The 18,511-nt window shown below is 70.7% G+C and carries 18 protein-coding genes; 10 read left to right on the plus strand and 8 right to left on the minus strand.

The window, feature by feature from the left end:
- Positions 1-81 precede the first annotated feature (81 nt).
- Positions 82-633, plus strand: coding sequence for a YceI family protein (locus ABIA35_RS14755; protein ID WP_370338584.1), 552 nt, complete (start codon positions 82-84; stop codon positions 631-633).
- 81 nt (positions 634-714) lie between these two features.
- Here ABIA35_RS14755 and dusB read toward each other — a convergent pair whose 3' ends face one another.
- Complete coding sequence (dusB, locus tag ABIA35_RS14760; protein ID WP_370358323.1) at positions 715-1,782, minus strand: tRNA dihydrouridine synthase DusB; 1,068 nt, start codon at positions 1,780-1,782, stop codon at positions 715-717.
- A gap of 239 nt (positions 1,783-2,021) precedes the next feature.
- Here dusB and ABIA35_RS14765 point away from each other — a divergent pair, with 239 nt between their 5' ends.
- Entirely contained in the window at positions 2,022-2,795 is a 774-nt protein-coding gene (locus ABIA35_RS14765; RefSeq protein WP_370338582.1) for a hypothetical protein, read from the plus strand.
- 144 nt (positions 2,796-2,939) lie between these two features.
- A complete protein-coding gene (locus tag ABIA35_RS14770) occupies positions 2,940-3,242 on the plus strand; it encodes a hypothetical protein (RefSeq protein ID WP_370358257.1) in 303 nt (100 codons plus the stop codon).
- Positions 3,243-3,317: 75 nt separating this feature from the next.
- Here the strand turns inward: ABIA35_RS14770 and ABIA35_RS14775 are convergent, their stop codons facing one another.
- On the minus strand, positions 3,318-4,700 hold the full coding sequence (locus ABIA35_RS14775) for a glycine--tRNA ligase (RefSeq protein ID WP_370338577.1): 1,383 nt from the start codon (positions 4,698-4,700) through the stop codon (positions 3,318-3,320).
- Between the two features lie 250 nt (positions 4,701-4,950).
- Between ABIA35_RS14775 and ABIA35_RS14780 the strand changes: the two genes are divergently transcribed.
- The 4 genes from ABIA35_RS14780 to ABIA35_RS14795 all read left to right on the plus strand — a co-directional run bounded on the left by ABIA35_RS14780 (position 4,951) and on the right by ABIA35_RS14795 (position 8,470).
- Positions 4,951-5,889, plus strand: coding sequence for a metal ABC transporter substrate-binding protein (locus ABIA35_RS14780; protein ID WP_370358258.1), 939 nt, complete (start codon positions 4,951-4,953; stop codon positions 5,887-5,889).
- Positions 5,889-6,788 (plus strand): metal ABC transporter ATP-binding protein, encoded by a 900-nt coding sequence (locus tag ABIA35_RS14785; protein ID WP_370358259.1) that lies wholly within the window; start codon positions 5,889-5,891, stop codon positions 6,786-6,788. Before ABIA35_RS14780 ends, ABIA35_RS14785 begins: the two co-directional genes overlap by 1 nt.
- Positions 6,789-7,032: 244 nt before the next feature.
- On the plus strand, positions 7,033-7,953 hold the full coding sequence (locus tag ABIA35_RS14790) for a metal ABC transporter permease (protein WP_370338573.1): 921 nt from the start codon (positions 7,033-7,035) through the stop codon (positions 7,951-7,953).
- 76 nt (positions 7,954-8,029) lie between these two features.
- Positions 8,030-8,470 (plus strand): Fur family transcriptional regulator, encoded by a 441-nt coding sequence (locus ABIA35_RS14795; RefSeq protein WP_323748192.1) that lies wholly within the window; start codon positions 8,030-8,032, stop codon positions 8,468-8,470.
- Positions 8,471-8,680: 210 nt separating this feature from the next.
- On the opposite strand, the gene ABIA35_RS14800 is transcribed toward ABIA35_RS14795, so the two are convergent.
- The 6 genes from ABIA35_RS14800 to leuA all read right to left on the minus strand — a co-directional run bounded on the left by ABIA35_RS14800 (position 8,681) and on the right by leuA (position 15,044).
- Positions 8,681-9,484: a hypothetical protein gene (locus ABIA35_RS14800; RefSeq protein ID WP_370358260.1), complete on the minus strand. Its 804-nt coding sequence runs from the start codon at positions 9,482-9,484 to the stop codon at positions 8,681-8,683.
- Positions 9,481-10,014: a SigE family RNA polymerase sigma factor gene (locus ABIA35_RS14805; RefSeq protein ID WP_370338569.1), complete on the minus strand. Its 534-nt coding sequence runs from the start codon at positions 10,012-10,014 to the stop codon at positions 9,481-9,483. Before ABIA35_RS14805 ends, ABIA35_RS14800 begins: the two co-directional genes overlap by 4 nt.
- A 70-nt stretch (positions 10,015-10,084) precedes the next feature.
- On the minus strand, positions 10,085-10,981 hold the full coding sequence (locus ABIA35_RS14810) for an isoprenyl transferase (protein ID WP_370339239.1): 897 nt from the start codon (positions 10,979-10,981) through the stop codon (positions 10,085-10,087).
- Positions 10,982-11,038: 57 nt separating this feature from the next.
- Positions 11,039-11,770, minus strand: a complete 732-nt coding sequence (recO, locus tag ABIA35_RS14815) for a DNA repair protein RecO (RefSeq protein ID WP_370338567.1) — start codon at positions 11,768-11,770, stop codon at positions 11,039-11,041.
- Positions 11,771-11,884: 114 nt separating this feature from the next.
- Complete coding sequence (locus ABIA35_RS14820; protein ID WP_370358261.1) at positions 11,885-13,249, minus strand: zinc-ribbon domain-containing protein; 1,365 nt, start codon at positions 13,247-13,249, stop codon at positions 11,885-11,887.
- 61 nt (positions 13,250-13,310) lie between these two features.
- Entirely contained in the window at positions 13,311-15,044 is a 1,734-nt protein-coding gene (gene leuA / locus ABIA35_RS14825; RefSeq protein ID WP_370358262.1) for a 2-isopropylmalate synthase, read from the minus strand.
- Between the two features lie 329 nt (positions 15,045-15,373).
- Between leuA and ABIA35_RS14830 the strand changes: the two genes are divergently transcribed.
- The 3 genes from ABIA35_RS14830 to ABIA35_RS14840 are packed head-to-tail and all read left to right on the plus strand — an operon-like array spanning position 15,374 to position 18,457.
- Entirely contained in the window at positions 15,374-16,438 is a 1,065-nt protein-coding gene (locus tag ABIA35_RS14830; RefSeq protein ID WP_370358263.1) for a M4 family metallopeptidase, read from the plus strand.
- A 52-nt stretch (positions 16,439-16,490) separates the two neighbouring features.
- Positions 16,491-17,468 carry a GNAT family N-acetyltransferase gene (locus tag ABIA35_RS14835; protein WP_370338559.1) on the plus strand — a complete coding sequence of 326 codons (978 nt, stop codon included), beginning with the start codon at positions 16,491-16,493 and terminating at the stop codon, positions 17,466-17,468.
- A gap of 8 nt (positions 17,469-17,476) precedes the next feature.
- Complete coding sequence (locus ABIA35_RS14840) at positions 17,477-18,457, plus strand: hypothetical protein (RefSeq protein ID WP_370358264.1); 981 nt, start codon at positions 17,477-17,479, stop codon at positions 18,455-18,457.
- Positions 18,458-18,511: the final 54 nt, after the last annotated feature.

Below are 18,511 nucleotides of genomic sequence, written 5' to 3' on the forward strand. Positions count from 1 at the left end.
GCGGGACGATAGGTTAGTTGAAGCCTCAACCAAGATCGCTCGGCGCGGTCCCGCACCGAGCCCACCAGGAGGAAGCACCAAATGAGCACCGACTACGCGTCCCTGACCGGCGACTACACCTTCGACGTGGCGCACAGCACGGTCGGGTTCATCGCCCGGCACGCCATGGTGACCAAGGTCCGCGGAGGCTTCAACGAGTTCGAGGGCGAGATCCACATCGACGGCGCGAACCCCGAGAAGAGCAGCGCCGAGGCCTCGGTGAAGGTCGCCAGCGTCGACACCCGCAACGAGCAGCGCAACGGCCACCTGCTCTCCGGCGACTTCTTCGAGCAGGACAAGTTCCCGGACATGACCTTCAAGTCCACCGGCGTGGCCGCCAAGGGCGAGGACCAGTTCGTCCTGCGGGGCGACCTGACCGTCAAGGACGTCACCAAGCCGGTCGAGTTCGACGTGGAGTTCCTCGGCACCACCGTCGACCCCTACGGCAACACCCGCATCGGGTTCGAGGCCAAGACCAGCGTCAGCCGCAAGGACTTCGGCATGACCTGGAACGCGGCGCTGGAGACCGGCGGCGTGCTGGTCAGCGACAAGATCCAGCTGGAGCTGGAGATCTCGGCGATCAAGAAGAGCTGAGCCGGGGATCTCCGAGGAGAGCGCCGGGACCGCCTGGAGGGTTCCGGCGCTCTTCGCTGCCCGGAGGCGGTTCGGGGGCCGTCAGCCGCCGGAGTCCTCCATCTCGGCCCCGGCCGGCACCGTGTCGTCGTCCCGGTCGTCGAGCCAGCCGTGCGGCAGCGTGACCTTGCCCGGGGAGTTGGTGCGCCCGCGCGGCTTGCCGAGGGTGTCGGTCGGGAACGGCGTGTCGGGGTCCAGGTGCGCGAAGAAGCCGTCGAGCTCGGCCAGCGAGGAGGACATCGCCAGGCCCCGGCGCACGTCGCCGCCGACCGGGAAGCCCTTGAGGTACCAGGCCACGTGCTTGCGGAAGTCCACGACGCCCTCGCGCTCGGTGCCGAGCCAGGAGGCGAGCAGTTCGGCGTGGCGGCGCATGGTGGCCATGACCTCGCCGAGGGCGGGGAGCTTGCGCTCGGTGCGTCCTTCGAACGCGGCAGCCAGGTCGGCGAACAGCCAGGGCCGCCCCAGGCAGCCGCGCCCGACCACCACGCCGTCGGCGCCGGTCTGGTTCATCATGCGCAGCGCGTCGTCGGCCTCCCAGATGTCGCCGTTGCCCAGGACCGGGACCTCCAGCTCGTCCTTCAAGGCCTTGATCGCGGTCCAGTCGGCCTCGCCGCTGTAGCGCTGGGCCGCGGTGCGGCCGTGCAGGGCGACCCAGGCCGCGCCGGCGTCCTGGGCGATGCGGCCGGCCTCCAGGAAGGTGTGGTGCTCGTCGTCGATGCCGATGCGCATCTTGACCGTGACCGGGATGCCGGCCGGGGCGGCGGCCTGGACCGCGGACTCGACGATCTGGCCGAACAGGCGGCGCTTGTACGGCAAAGCCGCGCCCCCTCCCTTGCGTGTAACGCGCGGAACGGGGCATCCGAAGTTCATGTCCACGTGGTCGGCCAGGTCCTCGGCGGCGATCATCTCCACCGCCTTGCGGACTGTGACCGGATCCACTCCGTACAACTGAAGGCTGCGCGGCTTCTCGTCGCCGGCGAAGGTCACCATGCGCAGGGTCTTCTCGTTCCGCTCCACCAGGGCGCGGGTCATGACCATCTCGCAGACGTAGATCCCGGCGCCGTGCTCGCGGCACAGCTGGCGGAACGCCACATTGGTGATGCCGGCCATCGGGGCCAGCACCACGGGCGGCGCAACGGGCAGGGAGCCCAGAGTCAGAGTCTGTTTGTCTGGGGAAGTCACCCTTCCAGGATCCCATAGCGCGGCGGAGCACCCGTTCGGATATTCCAGTCGGCCTTGTGACAACCGGCCCGTTAGTCTGAACGTCATAAGGAAAGAGTTAAGAAACCGGCGGGGGGACACCGCTGGAACAGCAGAACAGCGGGTGGGCGAGAGTGAGTAGAGAAGTGGTGAGAGGGAACCGCACCGGTGGCAGCGGTGCGGACGCGAACGGCCCGCGGGGGCGGGGGCCGGAGCGCGGGCGCGACAAACTGGCGCAGGGCATGCTGGCCGGCGCACTGGGGGTCTTCATCGCGGCCGGGATCTCGGCGTGCAACACGAATCCGCACGCCGCGGACGTCCCGCCGCCCTCGACGGTGGAGCAGCAGCCGGCGGCGAACGGGCAGAGCCCGGACACCGAGTCGAGCTCGCACCACAACGCGCCGAAGCCGGGGATACAGCTGCCGAACACCATTCAGGTGTTCTACGCGACCACCCCGGCCTTCCAGGATCTGACACATCACATCGTGCTGTGGAACGCGACGCAGGCGTACAAGGCGATGTACGCCGCGGCGTACCAGCCGGCCGAGGCCGGCACCGCGGACCTGAAGCGCTACTGGACCGGCACCGGCTACCAGCAGGCACACAGCTGGGCGCAGGCGTGGATCAGCGCCAAGCAGCAGCCGGTGGGCTTCTCGGTGCTGTCGAACGTGGTGGTGGAGAACCTCACGCCGGAGCAGGCGACCGTCGGCTTCTGCGAAGACCTGTCCGGTGTGGTGCGCGGCAACGTCCAGACCCACACCCCGGGCAAAGCACTCCAGCCGAAGGACTCCCTCGGCGACCGGATCGAGTACAGCATGGTGCCGACCGGCGTGAAGGGGCAGTGGCAGGTCAACGGGGAGTCGGTCGTGAAGGCGTCGGCGCTGTGCCCGCCGCCCTCGGACAAGCACCACCACGGACACTGAGGCACTGAGGCACTGAGGCACTGGCGCACCGACGCGCCGGGCGGGGTGGGGTTCGGTCGGCCCAGCGGGGTTCGGTTAACCCCACCCCGGAAGACTCGTGCTCGCACGATCGTTTCGGCGGGGGCGAAACGCCAGGCTGGAGGCATGACCTCGACGACAGTGAAGTCCGACCGCGGCACTCTGGGCACTCTAAGCACTCTGCCCGGCCCTGTTCGTGCCCTGCTCGCAGTGCCCGCGTTCGCACTCGCCGGCTACCTCGTCTGGCTGGCCTTCACCAACATCTGCTACCCGCTGCGCCCTGACCTGGGCCTGCCCGGCTACACCCGCGATTCCTGGGGCGGCCCGACCTACGCCGGGGTGTGGGCCGTGCACGGCGCCGCCGGACTGGCGATGCTGGTGGCGGCGTTCTTCCTCGCGCGCCCCTTCGTGCGGCGCCGCTCGCACTGACAAGGGTGGGCCACCGGAAACCTCCGGCGGCCCACCCTTATATAGGTCGCGGCCTCAGGCCTGCGTGCCGGAGCCTCAGGCCCCGATCAGGCGGGCGGCGAGGTAGCCCTCGACCTTGTCCAGGGACACCCGCTCCTGCTCCATCGAGTCCCGCTCGCGCACGGTCACGGCCTGGTCGTCGAGGGTGTCGAAGTCCACCGTGATGCAGAACGGGGTGCCGATCTCGTCCTGGCGGCGGTAGCGGCGGCCGATGGCGCCGGCGTCGTCGAACTCGACGTTCCAGTTCTTGCGCAGCAGCTGCGCCAGGTCCCGGGCCTTGGGCGAGAGGTCGGCGTTGCGGGACAGCGGCAGGACCGCGGCCTTCACCGGGGCCAGGCGCTTGTCCAGGCGCAGGACCTTGCGGACCTCCATCTGGCCCTTGGCGTTGGGGGCCTCGTCCTCGGCGTAGGCGTCGAGCAGGAAGGCGAGCATGCCGCGGTTCACACCGGCCGCCGGCTCCACCACGAACGGCGTCCAGCGCTCGCCGGTCTCCTGCTCCAACTGGGTGAAGTCCTCGCCGGAGTGCTTGGAGTGCGTGGACAGGTCGAAGTCGGTGCGGTTGGCGATGCCCTCGAGCTCGGAGAACTCCTGGCCGCCGAAGTTGAAGCGGTACTCGATGTCGACGGTGCGCTTGGAGTAGTGCGACAGCTTCTCCTGCGGGTGCTCGAAGAAGCGCAGGTTCTCAGGCTTCAGACCCAGGTCGGTCCACCAGCTGTAGCGCTCGTTGAGCCAGTACTCGAACCACTGCTCGTCCTCGCCGGGCTTGACGAAGAACTCCATCTCCATCTGCTCGAACTCGCGGGTCCGGAAGATGAAGTTGCCCGGGGTGATCTCGTTGCGGAACGACTTGCCGATCTGGCCGATGCCGAACGGCGGCTTCTTGCGCGAGGCGTCCCGCACCGTCTTGTAGGACACGAAGATGCCCTGCGCGGTCTCGGGGCGCAGGTAGGCCAGGCCCGCGTCCTCCATGGTGACGCCCAGGTGGGTCTGCAGCATCAGGTTGAAGACCTTGGGCTCGGTGAACGTGCCCTTGTTCCCGCAGTTCGGGCAGTTGATGTCGGCCAGGCCCCGCTCCGGCGCGCGCTTGTGCTTGGCCTCGAAGGCCTCGATGAGATGGTCTTCGCGGTAGCGCTTGTGGCAGGACTGGCACTCGGTCAGCGGGTCGGTGAACTCCTTGACGTGGCCGGAGGCCTCCCACACCTCGCGCGCCAGGATGACCGAGGAGTCCAGGCCGACGACGTCCTCACGGCCGGTGACCATGGTCTTCCACCATTGGCGCTTGATGTTCTCCTTGAGCTCCACGCCGAGGGGCCCGTAGTCGTAGGCGGCCTTCGTGCCGCCGTAGATCTCGCTGGAGGGGAACACGAAGCCACGGCTCTTCGCGAGCCGGACGATGGTCTCGATCTTGTCGGCGGCCACAGTCGCTCTCTTTCTTGTTGCCACCGCATCCACGGTGGCGAAGCCCGGCCGGATGCCGGGTTTCGGATGATGGCCCAGCTTAGCGTGATCGCGGCGGGGTTTAGGAACGGTTTCCGGCGCAGGTCAGCACCGGGGCCGGCCGCGGGCTGCGGGCTCCGGCGGCACCGCGCCCCGGCACGCCCCATCGCGCCCCATCGTGTGCCAATCGGGAAAATTGACAATCATTTTCATTTTCAGAGACCATGGACACATGCTCTCCCGCACCACCGGCACCCGCCGCATCCGCCGCCTCCGAGCGGCCGGCGTGGCCGCCGTCCTGGTGGTGGTGCTGGCCCTGAGCGGCTGCCTGAAGCAGTCCGGCAGCCAGGCCGCCGCCGGGCAGCTCGACGTCGTGGCCGGCTTCTACCCCTTCGCCTACCTCGCCGAGCGGATCGGCGGCGAGCACGTGGCCGTGCGCAACCTCACCAAGCCCGGCGCCGAGCCGCACGACCTGGAGCTGACGCCGTCGCAGGTCGGGGCCGTGAGCCAGGCCGACCTGGCCATCTACGAGAAGGGGCTGCAGCCCGCCGTGGACGCCGCCGTGGCCGAGAACAAGCCCAGAGCCGCCCTGGACACCGCGACCGTGGTGCACCTGGAGGACCACGGCGACCTCGGCGAGGGCGACGCGCACAGCGCCGATCCGCACGTCTGGCTCGATCCGGTCGACTTCGGCAGGATCGCCGACGCGGTGTCGGCCGAGCTGCAGCGGATCGACCCCGCGCACGCCGCCGACTACCAGGCGAACCAGGCCACGCTGGACGCCCAGCTCAAGGCCCTGGACGCCGACTACCGGGCCGGGCTCGCGCACTGCACGCGCAAGGACATCGTCACCAGCCACGCCGCCTTCGGCTACCTCGCCGAGCGCTACGGCCTGGTGCAGGTGCCGCTGGCCGGGCTGTCGCCGGACGACGAGCCCAGCGCCGCCCACCTCGCGAAGATCCAGCACCTGATCAAGACTGAGGGCGTGACCACGGTCTTCTTCGAGACCCTGGCCAGCCCCAAGACCGCCCGGACGCTGGCGGCGGACACCGGGACCAAGGCCGCGGTGCTCGACCCGATCGAGGGCGTCAAGGATCCCTCGGCCCAGGACTACCTCTCGATCATGCGCGACAACCTGGCCGCGCTGCGCCTCGCGCTGGGGTGCTCGTGATGGCCCGGCGGACCCCGGCCGTGGCCGTGACCGCGCCCGGCGAGGCGCCCCCGCCGGTGGTGGCCGCGCACGGCGTGACCGTCTCGCTCGGCGGCCGGCGGATCCTGCACGGCGTGGACCTGCGGGTGCCCGGCGGCCAGACCGTGGCGCTGCTGGGGGCCAACGGCTCGGGCAAGTCCACGCTGGTCAAGACCGTCGTCGGCCTCTACCCGGTGGACAGCGGGCGCATCGACCTGTTCGGCACGCCGCTGCCGGCGTTCAAGGCCTGGCAGCGGGTCGGGTACGTACCGCAGCGCACCACGGCCGCGGCCGGCGTCCCGGCCACGGTCGGCGAGGTCGTGGCCTCCGGCCTGCTCAGCCCGCGGAGCTGGATCCGGCGCCGCACCCGCGGCGACCGCGGCGCGGTCCGCGAGGCCCTGGCCACCGTGGGCATGCTGGAGCGCTTCGGCGACCCGGTGGCATCGCTGTCCGGCGGCCAGCAGCAGCGCGTGCTGATCGCCCGGGCCCTGGCCCGGCGCCCGGACCTGCTGATCATGGACGAGCCGATGGCCGGCGTGGACCTGGTCAGCCAGCAGGCCTTCGCCGACACCCTGGCCGACCTGTCCGCGCACGGCACGACCATCCTGCTGGTCCTGCACGAACTGGGCCCGCTGGCCCCGCTCATCGACCGCACGGTGGTCCTGCGCGCCGGCGTGGTCCGCTACGACGGCGCCCCGGTCGAGCACGGCGAACCCGACGCCGGCCACGGCCACAAGGCCCCCGGCCACGACCATGACGACGACGACGTCCACGACCACGTGCACCCGCACGGCGGCCCGGCCGACGCGCCGGGAACGCCGGAGTGCCCGCCGGGACACGCGCCGGTGGAGGCGCTGACGAGCAAGGACGGACGGGGATGAGGCGCGCCGCCCGGCCGCCGGTCCCGCGCGCCGGCCGCGGCACCGGGCAGCCGGGGGCGACGGCCACGCACGCCGGCTGCGGTCGGCCGAGTGCGACGGCCACACACGCCGGCACCGGTCGGCTGAGTGCGGCAACCGTCGCGAATAGCTCGACGCTGCCGGCCTCGCCGCAGTCGCAGTCGGCCTCGGCGCTCGCGCCCTCACCCCCGGCCGCCCCCTCCCCCACCCCGAAAGCAGGCCCCGCATGCTGAACGACACCATCTTCAGCCTGCCCTTCATGCAGCGCGCGTTCCTCGCGGCGCTGGCCATCGGACTGGCCGCGCCGGCCATCGGCACCTACCTGGTGCAGCGCCGGCTGGCGCTCATGGGTGACGGGCTGGGGCATGTCGCGCTCACCGGTGTGGGGCTGGGCCTGCTGACCAAGACCTCGCCGGTGTGGGGGGCGGTGCTGGTGGCGGTGGCCGGGGCGGCGGCGGTGGAGCTGATCCGGGAGCGGGCCAAGGCCAGCGGGGACGTGGCGCTGGCCATGCTCTTCTACGGCGGGCTGGCCGGCGGGTCGATGCTGATCTCGCTGTCGGGCGGCAACGCGAACCTGAACTCGTATCTGTTCGGCTCGATCCTGTCCACCTCCGACGGGGACCTGTGGGCGATCGCGGCGCTGGCGGTCGGGGTGCTGCTGGTCACGCTGGGGCTGCGGCGGGCTTTGTTCGCGGTGTGCCAGGACGAGGAGTTCGCGCGGGTCGCCGGGCTGCCGGTGCGGTCACTGAACCTGCTGATGGCGGTGACCACCGCGGTGACGGTGACCGTGGGCATGCGCGTGGTCGGGGTGCTCATGGTCAGCGCCCTGATGGTGGTGCCGGTGGCCGCCGCGCAGCAGCTGACCCGGGCCTTCGCCGCGACGATGGGGGCGGCGATGGTGGTCGGGGTCGGCGCGGCGTTCTCCGGCGTCACCATGTCGTACTACGCGGACACCCCGCCCGGCGCGTCGATCGTGCTCATCGCGATCGCGGTGTTCATGATCGCCAGCATCTGCGCCGGCCTGGTGCGCCGGGGGCGGGGCCGGAGCGGCTCCCGGGTGCGGCCGCCCGCGCACGAACCCGATCCCGCGGCCGAACAAGCCGCTCGCAACCACCCAGAGCCTGCCACAATGACCCTGCCACAATGACATCGGGCCGCCCCCCGGCCGGCCGACCCCCCGGCACCGCGCACCGATCCGCACGCCAAGCGCTAGGAGAAGGACAGTGAGTACCGCAGACACCTCCGGCGACCACCACGGCGACAGCGGCCGGGGCCTGCCGGCCCAGGGCCGCTCCACCCGCCAGCGGTCGGCGGTCGCGGCGCTGCTGGACGAGGTCGACGACTTCCGCAGCGCCCAGGACCTGCACGACCTGCTCAAGCAGCGCGGCGAGTCGGTCGGCCTGACCACCGTCTACCGCGCCCTGCAGTCCCTGGCCGACGCCGGCGAGGTGGACGTGCTGCGCACCGGCGACCGCGAGGTGATCTACCGCCGCTGCTCCACCCCCCGGCACCACCACCACCTGGTGTGCCGCGAGTGCGGCAAGACCGTCGAGGTCGAGGGCCCGGCGGTGGTGGAGAGCTGGGCGGCCCGGGTCGCCGCCGAGCACGGGTACTCGGACGTGTCGCACACGCTGGAGATCTTCGGGACCTGCGGGGACCACTGAGGCACGGCAGGCCTGGTACTTGCCGGGTCTGGAACACGGCGGGCCTGGTACTTGCCAGGCCTGGAACACGCTGGATCTGAGACACGCCGAGCCCGCCACCGCGCGGGGCACGGCCCCGGCCCGGCACGGTAGCTTGGGACGGTCCGAGGGCGTCCCGCGGTCGTCGCATGACCGCGGAGCGCCCTCGGACTTGTCTCAGGACCGCAGCTCTCAGGACGGCAGCCTGTCCGGCAGCGGCACACCGCGGGCCGGCACATCGAAGCGGGAGACCACCGCGCCGGCACTGTTGTACTCGGCGAAATCGTCGCCGGGAAGCATCTGCACCCGGTCCGGGAAGACCGCCAGTCTCACCCCCGGGAAGGGTGTCGCCAACGGAACCACCTCCTGCCGGAAGCCGTCCTTGCCCGACCACACGACCTTCGTGTCGTCCCCGGAGACCATGGCCATGAACGTGGCCTGTGTCTTGGTGCCCTCGACGTAGAAGCCGGGCAGGATCTCACCGACGGTCGGACTGGCCTCCTGGCCGCAGCCGGCCCCGTCTCCGGACAGGGCCCCGGCCACCCACAGGGCGACGTGGACGCAGGTCATCTTGGCAGCCCCGACCACCTTCTGGTTCAGCAGGGCCGCGGCGAACATCGGGTCGGTCGCGGCCGGATCGGTCTTCTCCGTCATCACCGCCTGCCACGGCGCCCCGTCCACCGTTCCGCTGGCGATCACCTGCTCGCCGGACATCGGCCGCTGCCCGGCGGCGAGCCCGACCTGCTGGGTCACCACCGGAACCCAGCGCCGCACGCCGGCGCCCGCCGAAACCGACCCCGACCCGCCGAGACCCGCGACTTCGGCTCCCACCCCCGCGACCGCCAGCACCCCGGCCGCGGCCACCGTCGCCCGCCGCCGCGCGCCGCGACGCCGCGCCCCGGCGAGCACCGCGTCGACCGGCGCCGACCCCACGGTCAGGCTCTCGGCCCGCGCTGTGAGCACGCCTTCCAATGCGGACTGTGTGATGTCGTTCATGCCCTTCCCTCCTCGCTCATATCGAAAGAGAGAGGGTCCGACTCCCTCAGCAAAGGACTGACCCGCAGCTTGGCGAGGGCCTTGAAAGCCTGGCTCCGGACGGTTCCCACAGAGCACCCGAGGATGGCAGCGGTCTGCGCCTCGGTGAGGTCTTCCCAATAGCGCAGCACCACTACTGCGCACTGCCTCTTAGGAAGGGTGGCCAGCGCCTTCAACAGTTCATCGCGCAAAGCGATCTGTTGCGCGGAATCCGTGGAGGGAACCTCAGGGGTCTCCGTGTCCAGGATCTCCACGACTCGTTTGCGTCGGAACCGCGCCAGGTGCGTGTTCACCAGGATCCGGCGCACGTACGCATCTGCGTTGTCCGCACGCCGCACTTTGCCCCACGCCACAGCCGCCTTCTCCAAAGCGGTCTGCGCCAGGTCTTCAGCACTGTGCCGATCACCGGTCAGCAGATACGCCGTGCGCACCAGCGCCGGCCAACGTGCCGCCATGTACTCGCGGAACTCGGCCTCATCAGCAGCTCTCACAGAATGGACCCCCTCTCACTCAATAGGAGTGCGAGGGGGTCCGTTCGCTATGCCCGCGAACCGCTATGCGTCACGCGACCTCATCAGGGTCCGCGTACTCGCTCTCGTTGTACTCGTACTCCTGCTCGTCCGCCTCGGCCGCGAACTGCGCCTCGTTCGTGATCGCTCCGCCGTAGCGGCGGTCCCGGCTGGCGAAGGACTCGCAGGCGCGCCACAGGTTGGTGCGGTCGAAGTCCGGCCAGAGGGTGTCGTCGAAGACGAACTCCGCGTAGGCCGACTCCCACATCAGGAAGTTCGAGGTGCGGTGCTCGCCGGAGGAGCGGATGAACAGGTCCACGTCCGGCATGTCCGGCTCGTAGAGGTAGCGGGTGACCGTCTTCTCGTTGATCTTCGACGGGTCCAGGCGGCCGGCCTTGATGTCGCGGCCCATGGCGGCCATGGCGTCGGCGATCTCCCAGCGGCCGCCGTAGTTGACGCACATGGTGAGGGTCAGGAGCTTGTTGTCCTTGGTGCGCTCCTCGGCCCACTCCAGCTCGTCGATGACCGACTTCCACAGGCGGGGGCGGCGGCCGGCCCAGCGGATGCGGACGCCGAGCTCGTCCATCTCGCCGATGCGGCGGCGGATGGTGTCGCGGTTGAAGCCCATGAGGAAGCGGACCTCCTCCGGGGAGCGCTTCCAGTTCTCGGTGGAGAAGGCGTAGGCGGAGATGTGCGTGATGCCGCCGAGCTGCACCGCGCCCTCGACCACGTCGAACAGCGAGGCCTCGCCGATCTTGTGGCCCTCTATGCGCGACAGGCCGCGCTCCTTGGCCCAGCGGCCGTTGCCGTCCATCACCAGGGCCACGTGCCGGGGCACCAGGTCCAGGGGGATGTCCGGCGGCAGGGCGCCGCGCTTGTGCGGGAAGGGGTCCCGGTTGACGCCCGGCTGCCGCTTGGCGAGGCGTTCTTCCAGGATCCGACGGGTCAGTCTCACCGCTCCACCTATCTCGTACTACGTCGTGCTCTCACGCCCGCCACCGCCGCCTCAGCGCTCGACCAGGCGCAGGGACCGCAGGCCGCGCTCCAGATGCCACTGCAGGTAGGCGGCGACCAGGCCGCTGCCCTCCCGCCGGTGCTTGTCGGCACTGGCGTCGGCGGTCCCCCAGTCTCCCGCGAGCAGCGCCCCCAACAGGGCGAGTGTCTCACGGGCCGGGGCCACCGACCCCGCCGGCTTGCAGTCCGGGCACACCGCCCCGCCGGCCGGAAGGTTGAAGAACCGGTGCACTCCCGGGTCCCCGCAGCGCGCGCAGTCCTCGAAGGACGGCGCGTAGCCGGCGATGGCCAGGGAGCGCAGCAGGAACGCGTCCAGGACCAGTCCGGCGGCGTGCTCACCTGAGGCCAGCGTACGCAACCCGCCGACCAGCAGGAGGTACTGCTGCACGGCGGGCACATCATCTTCACTCAACCGCTCGGCGGTCTCCAGCATCGCCTGCCCGGCGGTGTAGGCCGGGTAGTCGGAGACCAGCGTCCCGCCGTACGCCGCCAGCGTCTCGGCCTGGGTGACCAGGTGCAGGTCGCGGCCCTGCTTCTCGAAGATCTGGACGTCGACGAACGTGAAGGGCTCCAGCCGCGACCCGAACTTCGACGACGTGCGGCGCACCCCCTTGGCCACGGCCCGCACCCGCCCGCGGTCACGGGTGAGGAAGGTGATGATCCGGTCGGCCTCCCCGAGGTTCCGGGTACGCAGGACGACGCCTTCATCGCGGTGCAGGGGCATTGACCCAGTGTAGGCGGCGGCCGGGGACGGCGGAGGGCCCGCGCGGGACGGAAGTCCGTCCGGCACGGGCCCTCGGGCACCGTCAGCTCGCCGCGGCCGCGAAAGTGAGCGAGATCACTGCTCCTGACGCGGCGGCGGCCAACCCCCGGCCGGTCCCGGGTCGTCGGCGCGGGTGACGTGCGTGGGCTCGTCGACCGGGTCCACGGGACGCGGCAGCGGAACCACCATCGTCTCCATCGACGACGAGTTGTCGACCATGGTCGGCGGCGGAGCCGGGATGGTCGGCTGCTGCGGCGGGACCGGGATGACCATGGTCTCCATCGCGTTGGCCGGCGGCTCGACCCGCGTGGGCGGCGGCTCGGGAACGGTGTCCTGCTGCGGCGGAACCGGAACCGGGACCGGGACCGCGCCGTAGCTGCCGGTCGCCGGGGCGGGCTGGGGCGCCGGGATGAGCATGGTCTCCATGCCCGAACCGCCGGCCGGAGGCGGAGTCTGCGGCGGAACAGCGCCGTGCGAGCCGGTCACCGGAGCGGGCTGCGGAGCCTGGATGAGCATGGTCTCCATGCCCGAACCGCCGGCCGGAGGCGGAGTCTGCGGCGGAACAGCGCCGTGCGAGCCGGTCACCGGAGCGGGCTGGGGCGCCTGGATCAACATGGTTTCCATGCCGGACGCGGGAGCCTGCGGCGGCACCGCGTCCTGGGCGCCCGTGGCCGAAGGCGGCTGCGGAGCCTGGATCATCATGGTCTCCATGCCCGCACCGGCCGGAGCCTGCGGCGGAACCTGCGCTGCGGTACCCCAAGCCGGGGCCTGGGCCGGGGCCTGGGCCTGCGGCGGAACCTGTGCGCCGGTACCCCAAGCCGGAGCCTGCGCCGGAGCAACCGCCGCCGGCACCGCCGCCACGATCCCGGCCACATAGGCCTGGCTCATCCCCAGTGCCGCGCCGACCGAGTCGATCACCGCGCGCTCGGCCGGCTGCACCGGGCCGTCGGCGGCGGCGACGCGGGTGGCGCCTGCGACCAGGGCCTCGCGGCCGGCGTCGGGGAGTTGGCCGGCCAGGCTCGCCAGCATCTGCGTCAGGTCCGCGGGGACCACCTGCATGTCCTGGGCCAGGTTCTGCTCGCCGTAGCCGACCGCGCCGGCCGTGACGATCTCCTGGACCGCGATCGCGCGCGCGCCGGGGTGCTCCCAGCCGCCGCGTCGCAGTACGTTGACCATCACCCCGCGCACCGTGTTCTGCAGCAGGTCGGTGAACTGCGACGCGGTGGGCCGGGCCAGGACCGAGTCGCGGAAGTCGTTCTTGCAGTACGTGCAGCGGACGAACTCGCCGACGGTCTTCAGCGGGATCAGGGGGATGAAGAACAGCGTGAAGAACCGCTGTGCCTTGCGCCGTTCGTAGTTCCGGTCCGTACCGCAGGTCGGGCAGGAGAACACCCCGCTGCCGATGACCCGGAAGACGGTTTTCCAGCCCCAGATGATCATTGGTAGTCCCCTCCGTCCCGCTCGTTGCGGAACGGAGGGAATCCTTTCACAGACGTCCCGGTCAGCGGAAAGCCCGGTTCACCGCGGAGATGATGGCCTTCAGCGAGGCCGTCACGATGTTGGCGTCGATGCCCACGCCCCACAGCACCCGGCTGCCGATCGCGCACTCGACGTACGAGGCCGCCTTGGCGTCCTCGCCGGAGGTCAGCGCGTGCTCGACGTAGTCCAGCACCCGCACGTCGATCCCGACCCCGGACAGCAGGTTGGTGAACGCGTCGATCGGGCCGTTGCCCGCGCCGTCCAGCTGCGTGGCGGCGCCGTCCACGGTCAGGTCGACGGTCAGCTGGTCCTTGCCCTCGTTCGCCGAGGAGGCGTGGTGGCCCAGCAGCCGGATCCGGCCCCAGGGCGCGGACGGGTTGGGCAGGTACTCGTCGACGAAGACGTTCCAGATCTCCTCCGGCGTGACCTCGCCGCCCTCGGCGTCGGTCTTGGCCTGGATGACCTGCGAGAACTCGATCTGCGCGCGGCGCGGCAGGTCCAGCTGGTGCTCGGTCTTCAGGATGTAGGCGACGCCGCCCTTGCCGGACTGGGAGTTGACCCGGATCACGGCCTCGTAGCTGCGGCCCACGTCCTTGGGGTCGATCGGCAGGTACGGCACGGCCCAGACGATCTCGTCCACGGTCTTGCCGGCCGCCGCGGCGTCCCGCTCCAGGTGCTCGAAGCCCTTCTTGATGGCGTCCTGGTGGGAGCCAGAGAAGGCGGTGTAGACCAGGTCGCCGCCGTAGGGGTGGCGCGGGTGCACCGGCAGCTGGTTGCAGTACTCGACGGTGCGCCGCACCTCGTCGATGTCGGAGAAGTCGATCTGCGGGTCCACGCCCTGGGAGAACAGGTTCAGGCCCAGGGTCACCAGACACACGTTGCCGGTGCGCTCGCCGTTGCCGAACAGGCAGCCCTCGATACGGTCGGCGCCGGCCTGGTAGCCCAGCTCGGCGGCGGCCACCGCGGTGCCGCGGTCGTTGTGCGGGTGCAGCGACAGCACGATGGAGTCGCGCCGCTCCAGGTTGCGGTGCATCCACTCGATCGAGTCGGCGTAGACGTTGGGCGTGGCCATCTCCACGGTGGCCGGCAGGTTGATGATCACCTTGCGGTCCGGGGTGGGCTGCCAGACCTCGGTGACCGCGTTGCAGACCTCGACGGCGTACTCCAGCTCGGTGCCGGTGTAGGACTCGGGCGAGTACTCGAAGTAGATCTCGGTGCGGGTGCCGTCGGGGCGCGCGGGCATCGCGTCGTGGAACTTCTGGCACAGCTTGGCGCCGTTCACCGCGATCTGCGTGATGCCGGCGGTGTCCTGGCCGAAGACCACCCGGCGCTGGAGCGTGGAGGTGGAGTTGTACAGGTGCACGATGGCCTGCTTGGCGCCGCGCACGGACTCGAAGGTCCGCTCGATCAGCTCCTCGCGGGCCTGGGTCAGGACCTGGATCACCACGTCGTCGGGGATCCGGCCCTCGTCGATGATCTGGCGCACGAAGTCGAAGTCGGTCTGCGAGGCGGCCGGGAAGCCGACCTCGATCTCCTTGTAGCCCATGGCCACCAGCAGCTCGAACATCTTCAGCTTGCGGGCCGGGGACATCGGGTCGATCAGCGCCTGGTTGCCGTCCCGCAGGTCCACCGCGCACCAGCGCGGCGCCTTGTCGATCACCTTGGTGGGCCAGCTGCGGTCAGGCAGCTCAACCGGCTCGAACGGCACGTACTTGTGGATCGGCATTCCGGAGGGCTGCTGCGGCTCTACTCGCATCGTGCTCAAGACTCCCTGGTGGTCTCCAACGGATGGGGACGGCCGACGGCGGAAAACACGAACTGCCGCGACGAGGGAGCCGGCCTGTCAGTACTTACAGGCCCTCGCCGCGGCTGCTAAGAAGGAGCAGGCCGCGCAGGCAGGAGTCACACATAGCACCGCTACGTTATCCCGACCGTCTCACCAATCGCACTACGCGTCCGTGATCCGAGACACGCGGGGCCCTCAGCTGCGAAGTTGCCCGCCAGCCTCACCCGTTCAGCGTAATCCCGGCTCGCCCCCGCCGCGCAATCGTGACCAAGGTCACGAATCCGGCCATAGTTACCGCCATGACCAGCGCCACGCCCCCTGCGTTCTGCGGCATCGTCCCCCCGCACCTGCTGTCCCGGCTGGCCGGCTCCGGCCTGCACGTCGCGGACGCCGCGCGCCGGACGCTGACCGCCGACGCCCGGCACCGCCTCACCCGCGGCGCCGTCCCCTGGGTCGGCGAGCGGCACCTGGCACCGCCGGCGTTCCTGGAGCGCCGCGACGACCGCGGGATCTACGACGACCACAGCACCGAGCACCTGCCGGGCTCGCAGGTGCGCGAAGAGGGCGAGCCGGCGACCGGCGACCCCAGCGCGGACGAGGCCTACGAGGGCCTCGGCGCGACCTTCGACTTCTATCTGCGGGTCTACAACCGCTGGTCCGTGGACGGCCAGGGCCTGCCGTTGAAGGGCACGGTCCACTACGGCGTGCAGTACGACAACGCCTTCTGGAACGGCTCGCAGATGGTGTTCGGCGACGGCGACGGGGCCGTGTTCGGCCGCTTCACCGGCGCGGTCGACGTCATCGGGCACGAACTCACCCACGGCGTGACGCAGTACACGGCGAACCTCGTCTATCGCGGCCAGTCCGGCGCGCTGAACGAGTCGGTGTCCGACTGCTTCGGCTCGATGGTCAAGCAGTACCAGCTCGGCCAGGACGCCGCCGACGCCGACTGGCTGATCGGCGCGGGACTGTTCCTGCCCTCGGTCCGGGGCGTCGCGCTGCGCTCGATGAAGGACCCCGGCACCGCCTACGACGACCCGCACCTGGGCAAGGACCCGCAACCGGCCGCCATGGCAGGGTACGTCGACACCACCGACGACGACGGCGGCGTGCACATCAACTCCGGCATCCCCAACCGCGCGTTCTACCTGGCGGCCACCGGCATCGGCGGCACGTCCTGGGAGGGGGCCGGCGCGGTCTGGTACGACGTGATCACCTCCCCCGCGCTGCCGGCCGCCGCGACGTTCGCGACCTTCGGGACCGCGACCGTGCACGCCGCCGAATCGCGGTTCGGGCGCGGGTCGCGGCAGGCGTCCGCGGTGGCCGCCGCGTGGCGGGAGGTCGGGGTGTCGGTGCACATGTAGGGCGCGGAAAACCAATCGCCACCGGCCGGGCCGCTTCCTAGCATCGATGGCGATGAGTATCACGATCCGGGACATCGACCCCACTGGCGAGGACACCGCCGCCACCCTGCTTCCGCTGATCCGCGCCGGCATGGCCGCCGACGCGCCACGGCATCCCGAGCCCAGCGCGACCATGGTGCGCTGGCTCATCACCCCGCGGATCGACTGGCACATCTCCTGTCTGGTCGCCTACGACGGGGACCGCCCGGTCGGCTGCGGCCACCTGAGCCACGACGTCCTCGTCAATCCGGACCTGATCTTCGGCGACATCTGGATCGCCGTGCCGGAGCGGGACGAGGTCGCCGCGGCGCTGTTGGACGCCTACCGCGAGCACGCCCGGAACCGGGGCGCCACGCGGCTGGTGCTGGACGCCAGCGAACACTCCGGCCACGAACCGCGCTTCACCGCGGCCGGCGGCCGGTTGCTGGACTCCGACCGCCGCCGCCAGCTGGACCTGGCCACGATCGACCGCGCGCAGTACGCGAAGTGGGCCGAACCGTCGGAGAAGAACGCGCAGTACCGGATCGAGCTGTGGAAGGTGCCGACACCGGAGCACCTGCTGGCCCCGATGGTCGAGGCGAACGAGGCCATGCGCGACGCCCCGCACGGCGAGCTCGAGTTCGAGCACCCGCCGCCGGACGTGGAGCGGCGGCGCCGGTTCGAGACCGCCTCGCTGGGAACCGGCGCGCCGATGTACATCGTCGCGGCCCTCACCGAGGACGGCGAGATGGCCGGCTTCCACGAGATGGTCGTCTTCCCGGACCTCCGGATGGCCAACATAGGCAACACCGGCGTCCCCGCGAAGTTCCGCGGGCACGGCCTGGGCCTGCGGCTGAAGGCGGCGATGACGCTTCATCTGCTGGAACACGAACCCCACGTCGAGGTGATCTCGACCTGGAACAACACGGACAACGTGCCGATGGTCCGGGTGAACGACGCCATGGGCTTCGAGATCTCCGAGACCTGGAACGCCTGGCAGTTCGAGCTCTGAGGACCTCGATGACTCTCTCGATCCGCGAACTCAGCGTCGAGCACCCCGACACCCTGTCCGTCGTGCTCCCCCTGTTCCAGGCCGGCAACGCCGCCGACGCTCCGCTGCATCCGACGCCCACCGAGGACTTCACGAGGTGGGTCGTCACCCCGCGCTCGGTGCGCCACCGGGTCTGCGCGGTCGCCTACGACGGCGAGCGGGCGGTCGGCTACGGCCTGATGCAGCACGACAACGACAGCAACCGCGACATGATCCACACCGACATCTGGATCCGGCCCGAGGACCGCGCACGGGCCACGGTTCCGCTGCTCGACGCGTACCGGGAGCATGGACGGCAGCGCGGCTGCTCCCGCGTGGTCCTGGCCATCAGCGAGCACGCCGAGGACTACGCGGCGATCTTCGCCGCCGAGGGCGGCCGGCCGGTGTCCGCGGATTTCCGCTCGCAGCTGGACCTCAAGGCGATCGACCACGAGCAGTACGCCGCCTGGGCCGCGCCATCGGAGAAGAACGCGCACTACCGGATCGAGCTGTGGCAGACCCCGACACCCGAGGAACTGCTGGTACCGCTGGTCACCGCTCTGGACGCGATGCGCGACGCCCCGACCGGGGACCTGGGCTTCCAGCCACCGCCGCCCCGGCCCGAGCGGCGCCGTGCCAGCGAGGCGGACAACCTTCGCGGCGGCGCGCGGACGTACGTGGCCGCCGCCCTCACCGCGGACGGCGAGATCGCCGGGATGCACGAGACGCTGGTGTTCGGGGACTTCCCGATGGCCGACGTCGGGCACACGGCCGTTCCGGCGAGGTTCCGCGGCCACGGCCTGGGCCTGCGGCTCAAGGCGGTCATGACGCAGACGCTGCTCACGCGGGAGCCGAGGGTCGAGGTGGTCAGCACCTGGAACGACTCGGACAACACCCCCATGCTCCGGGTGAACCAGGCCTTGGGCTACGCCAGGACCGAAGCCTGGAGCAACTGGCAGTTCGACCTCTAATATCAGAATTCTGCAATCACCGCGGTACGCAGAACTCTGAGAGGGAGGGCCGCA

Origin of the sequence: Catenulispora sp. MAP12-49 (assembly GCF_041262705.1) — a bacterium.
Lineage (GTDB): Bacteria > Actinomycetota > Actinomycetes > Streptomycetales > Catenulisporaceae > Catenulispora.

What these genes read in the sequence shown, in the direction of transcription:
- ABIA35_RS14755 (WP_370338584.1), top strand. Translation starts at nt 82, where the DNA reads ATGAGCACCGACTACGCGTCCCTGACCGGCGACTACACCTTCGACGTG.
- dusB (WP_370358323.1), bottom strand. Translation starts at nt 1,782, where the DNA reads ATGGCCGGCATCACCAATGTGGCGTTCCGCCAGCTGTGCCGCGAGCAC.
- ABIA35_RS14770 (WP_370358257.1), top strand. Translation starts at nt 2,940, where the DNA reads ATGACCTCGACGACAGTGAAGTCCGACCGCGGCACTCTGGGCACTCTA.
- ABIA35_RS14780 (WP_370358258.1), top strand. Translation starts at nt 4,951, where the DNA reads ATGCTCTCCCGCACCACCGGCACCCGCCGCATCCGCCGCCTCCGAGCG.
- ABIA35_RS14785 (WP_370358259.1), top strand. Translation starts at nt 5,889, where the DNA reads ATGGCCCGGCGGACCCCGGCCGTGGCCGTGACCGCGCCCGGCGAGGCG.
- ABIA35_RS14790 (WP_370338573.1), top strand. Translation starts at nt 7,033, where the DNA reads ATGCTGAACGACACCATCTTCAGCCTGCCCTTCATGCAGCGCGCGTTC.
- ABIA35_RS14800 (WP_370358260.1), bottom strand. Translation starts at nt 9,484, where the DNA reads ATGAACGACATCACACAGTCCGCATTGGAAGGCGTGCTCACAGCGCGG.
- recO (WP_370338567.1), bottom strand. Translation starts at nt 11,770, where the DNA reads ATGCCCCTGCACCGCGATGAAGGCGTCGTCCTGCGTACCCGGAACCTC.
- ABIA35_RS14820 (WP_370358261.1), bottom strand. Translation starts at nt 13,249, where the DNA reads ATGATCATCTGGGGCTGGAAAACCGTCTTCCGGGTCATCGGCAGCGGG.
- leuA (WP_370358262.1), bottom strand. Translation starts at nt 15,044, where the DNA reads ATGCGAGTAGAGCCGCAGCAGCCCTCCGGAATGCCGATCCACAAGTAC.
- ABIA35_RS14830 (WP_370358263.1), top strand. Translation starts at nt 15,374, where the DNA reads ATGACCAGCGCCACGCCCCCTGCGTTCTGCGGCATCGTCCCCCCGCAC.
- ABIA35_RS14835 (WP_370338559.1), top strand. Translation starts at nt 16,491, where the DNA reads ATGAGTATCACGATCCGGGACATCGACCCCACTGGCGAGGACACCGCC.
- ABIA35_RS14840 (WP_370358264.1), top strand. Translation starts at nt 17,477, where the DNA reads ATGACTCTCTCGATCCGCGAACTCAGCGTCGAGCACCCCGACACCCTG.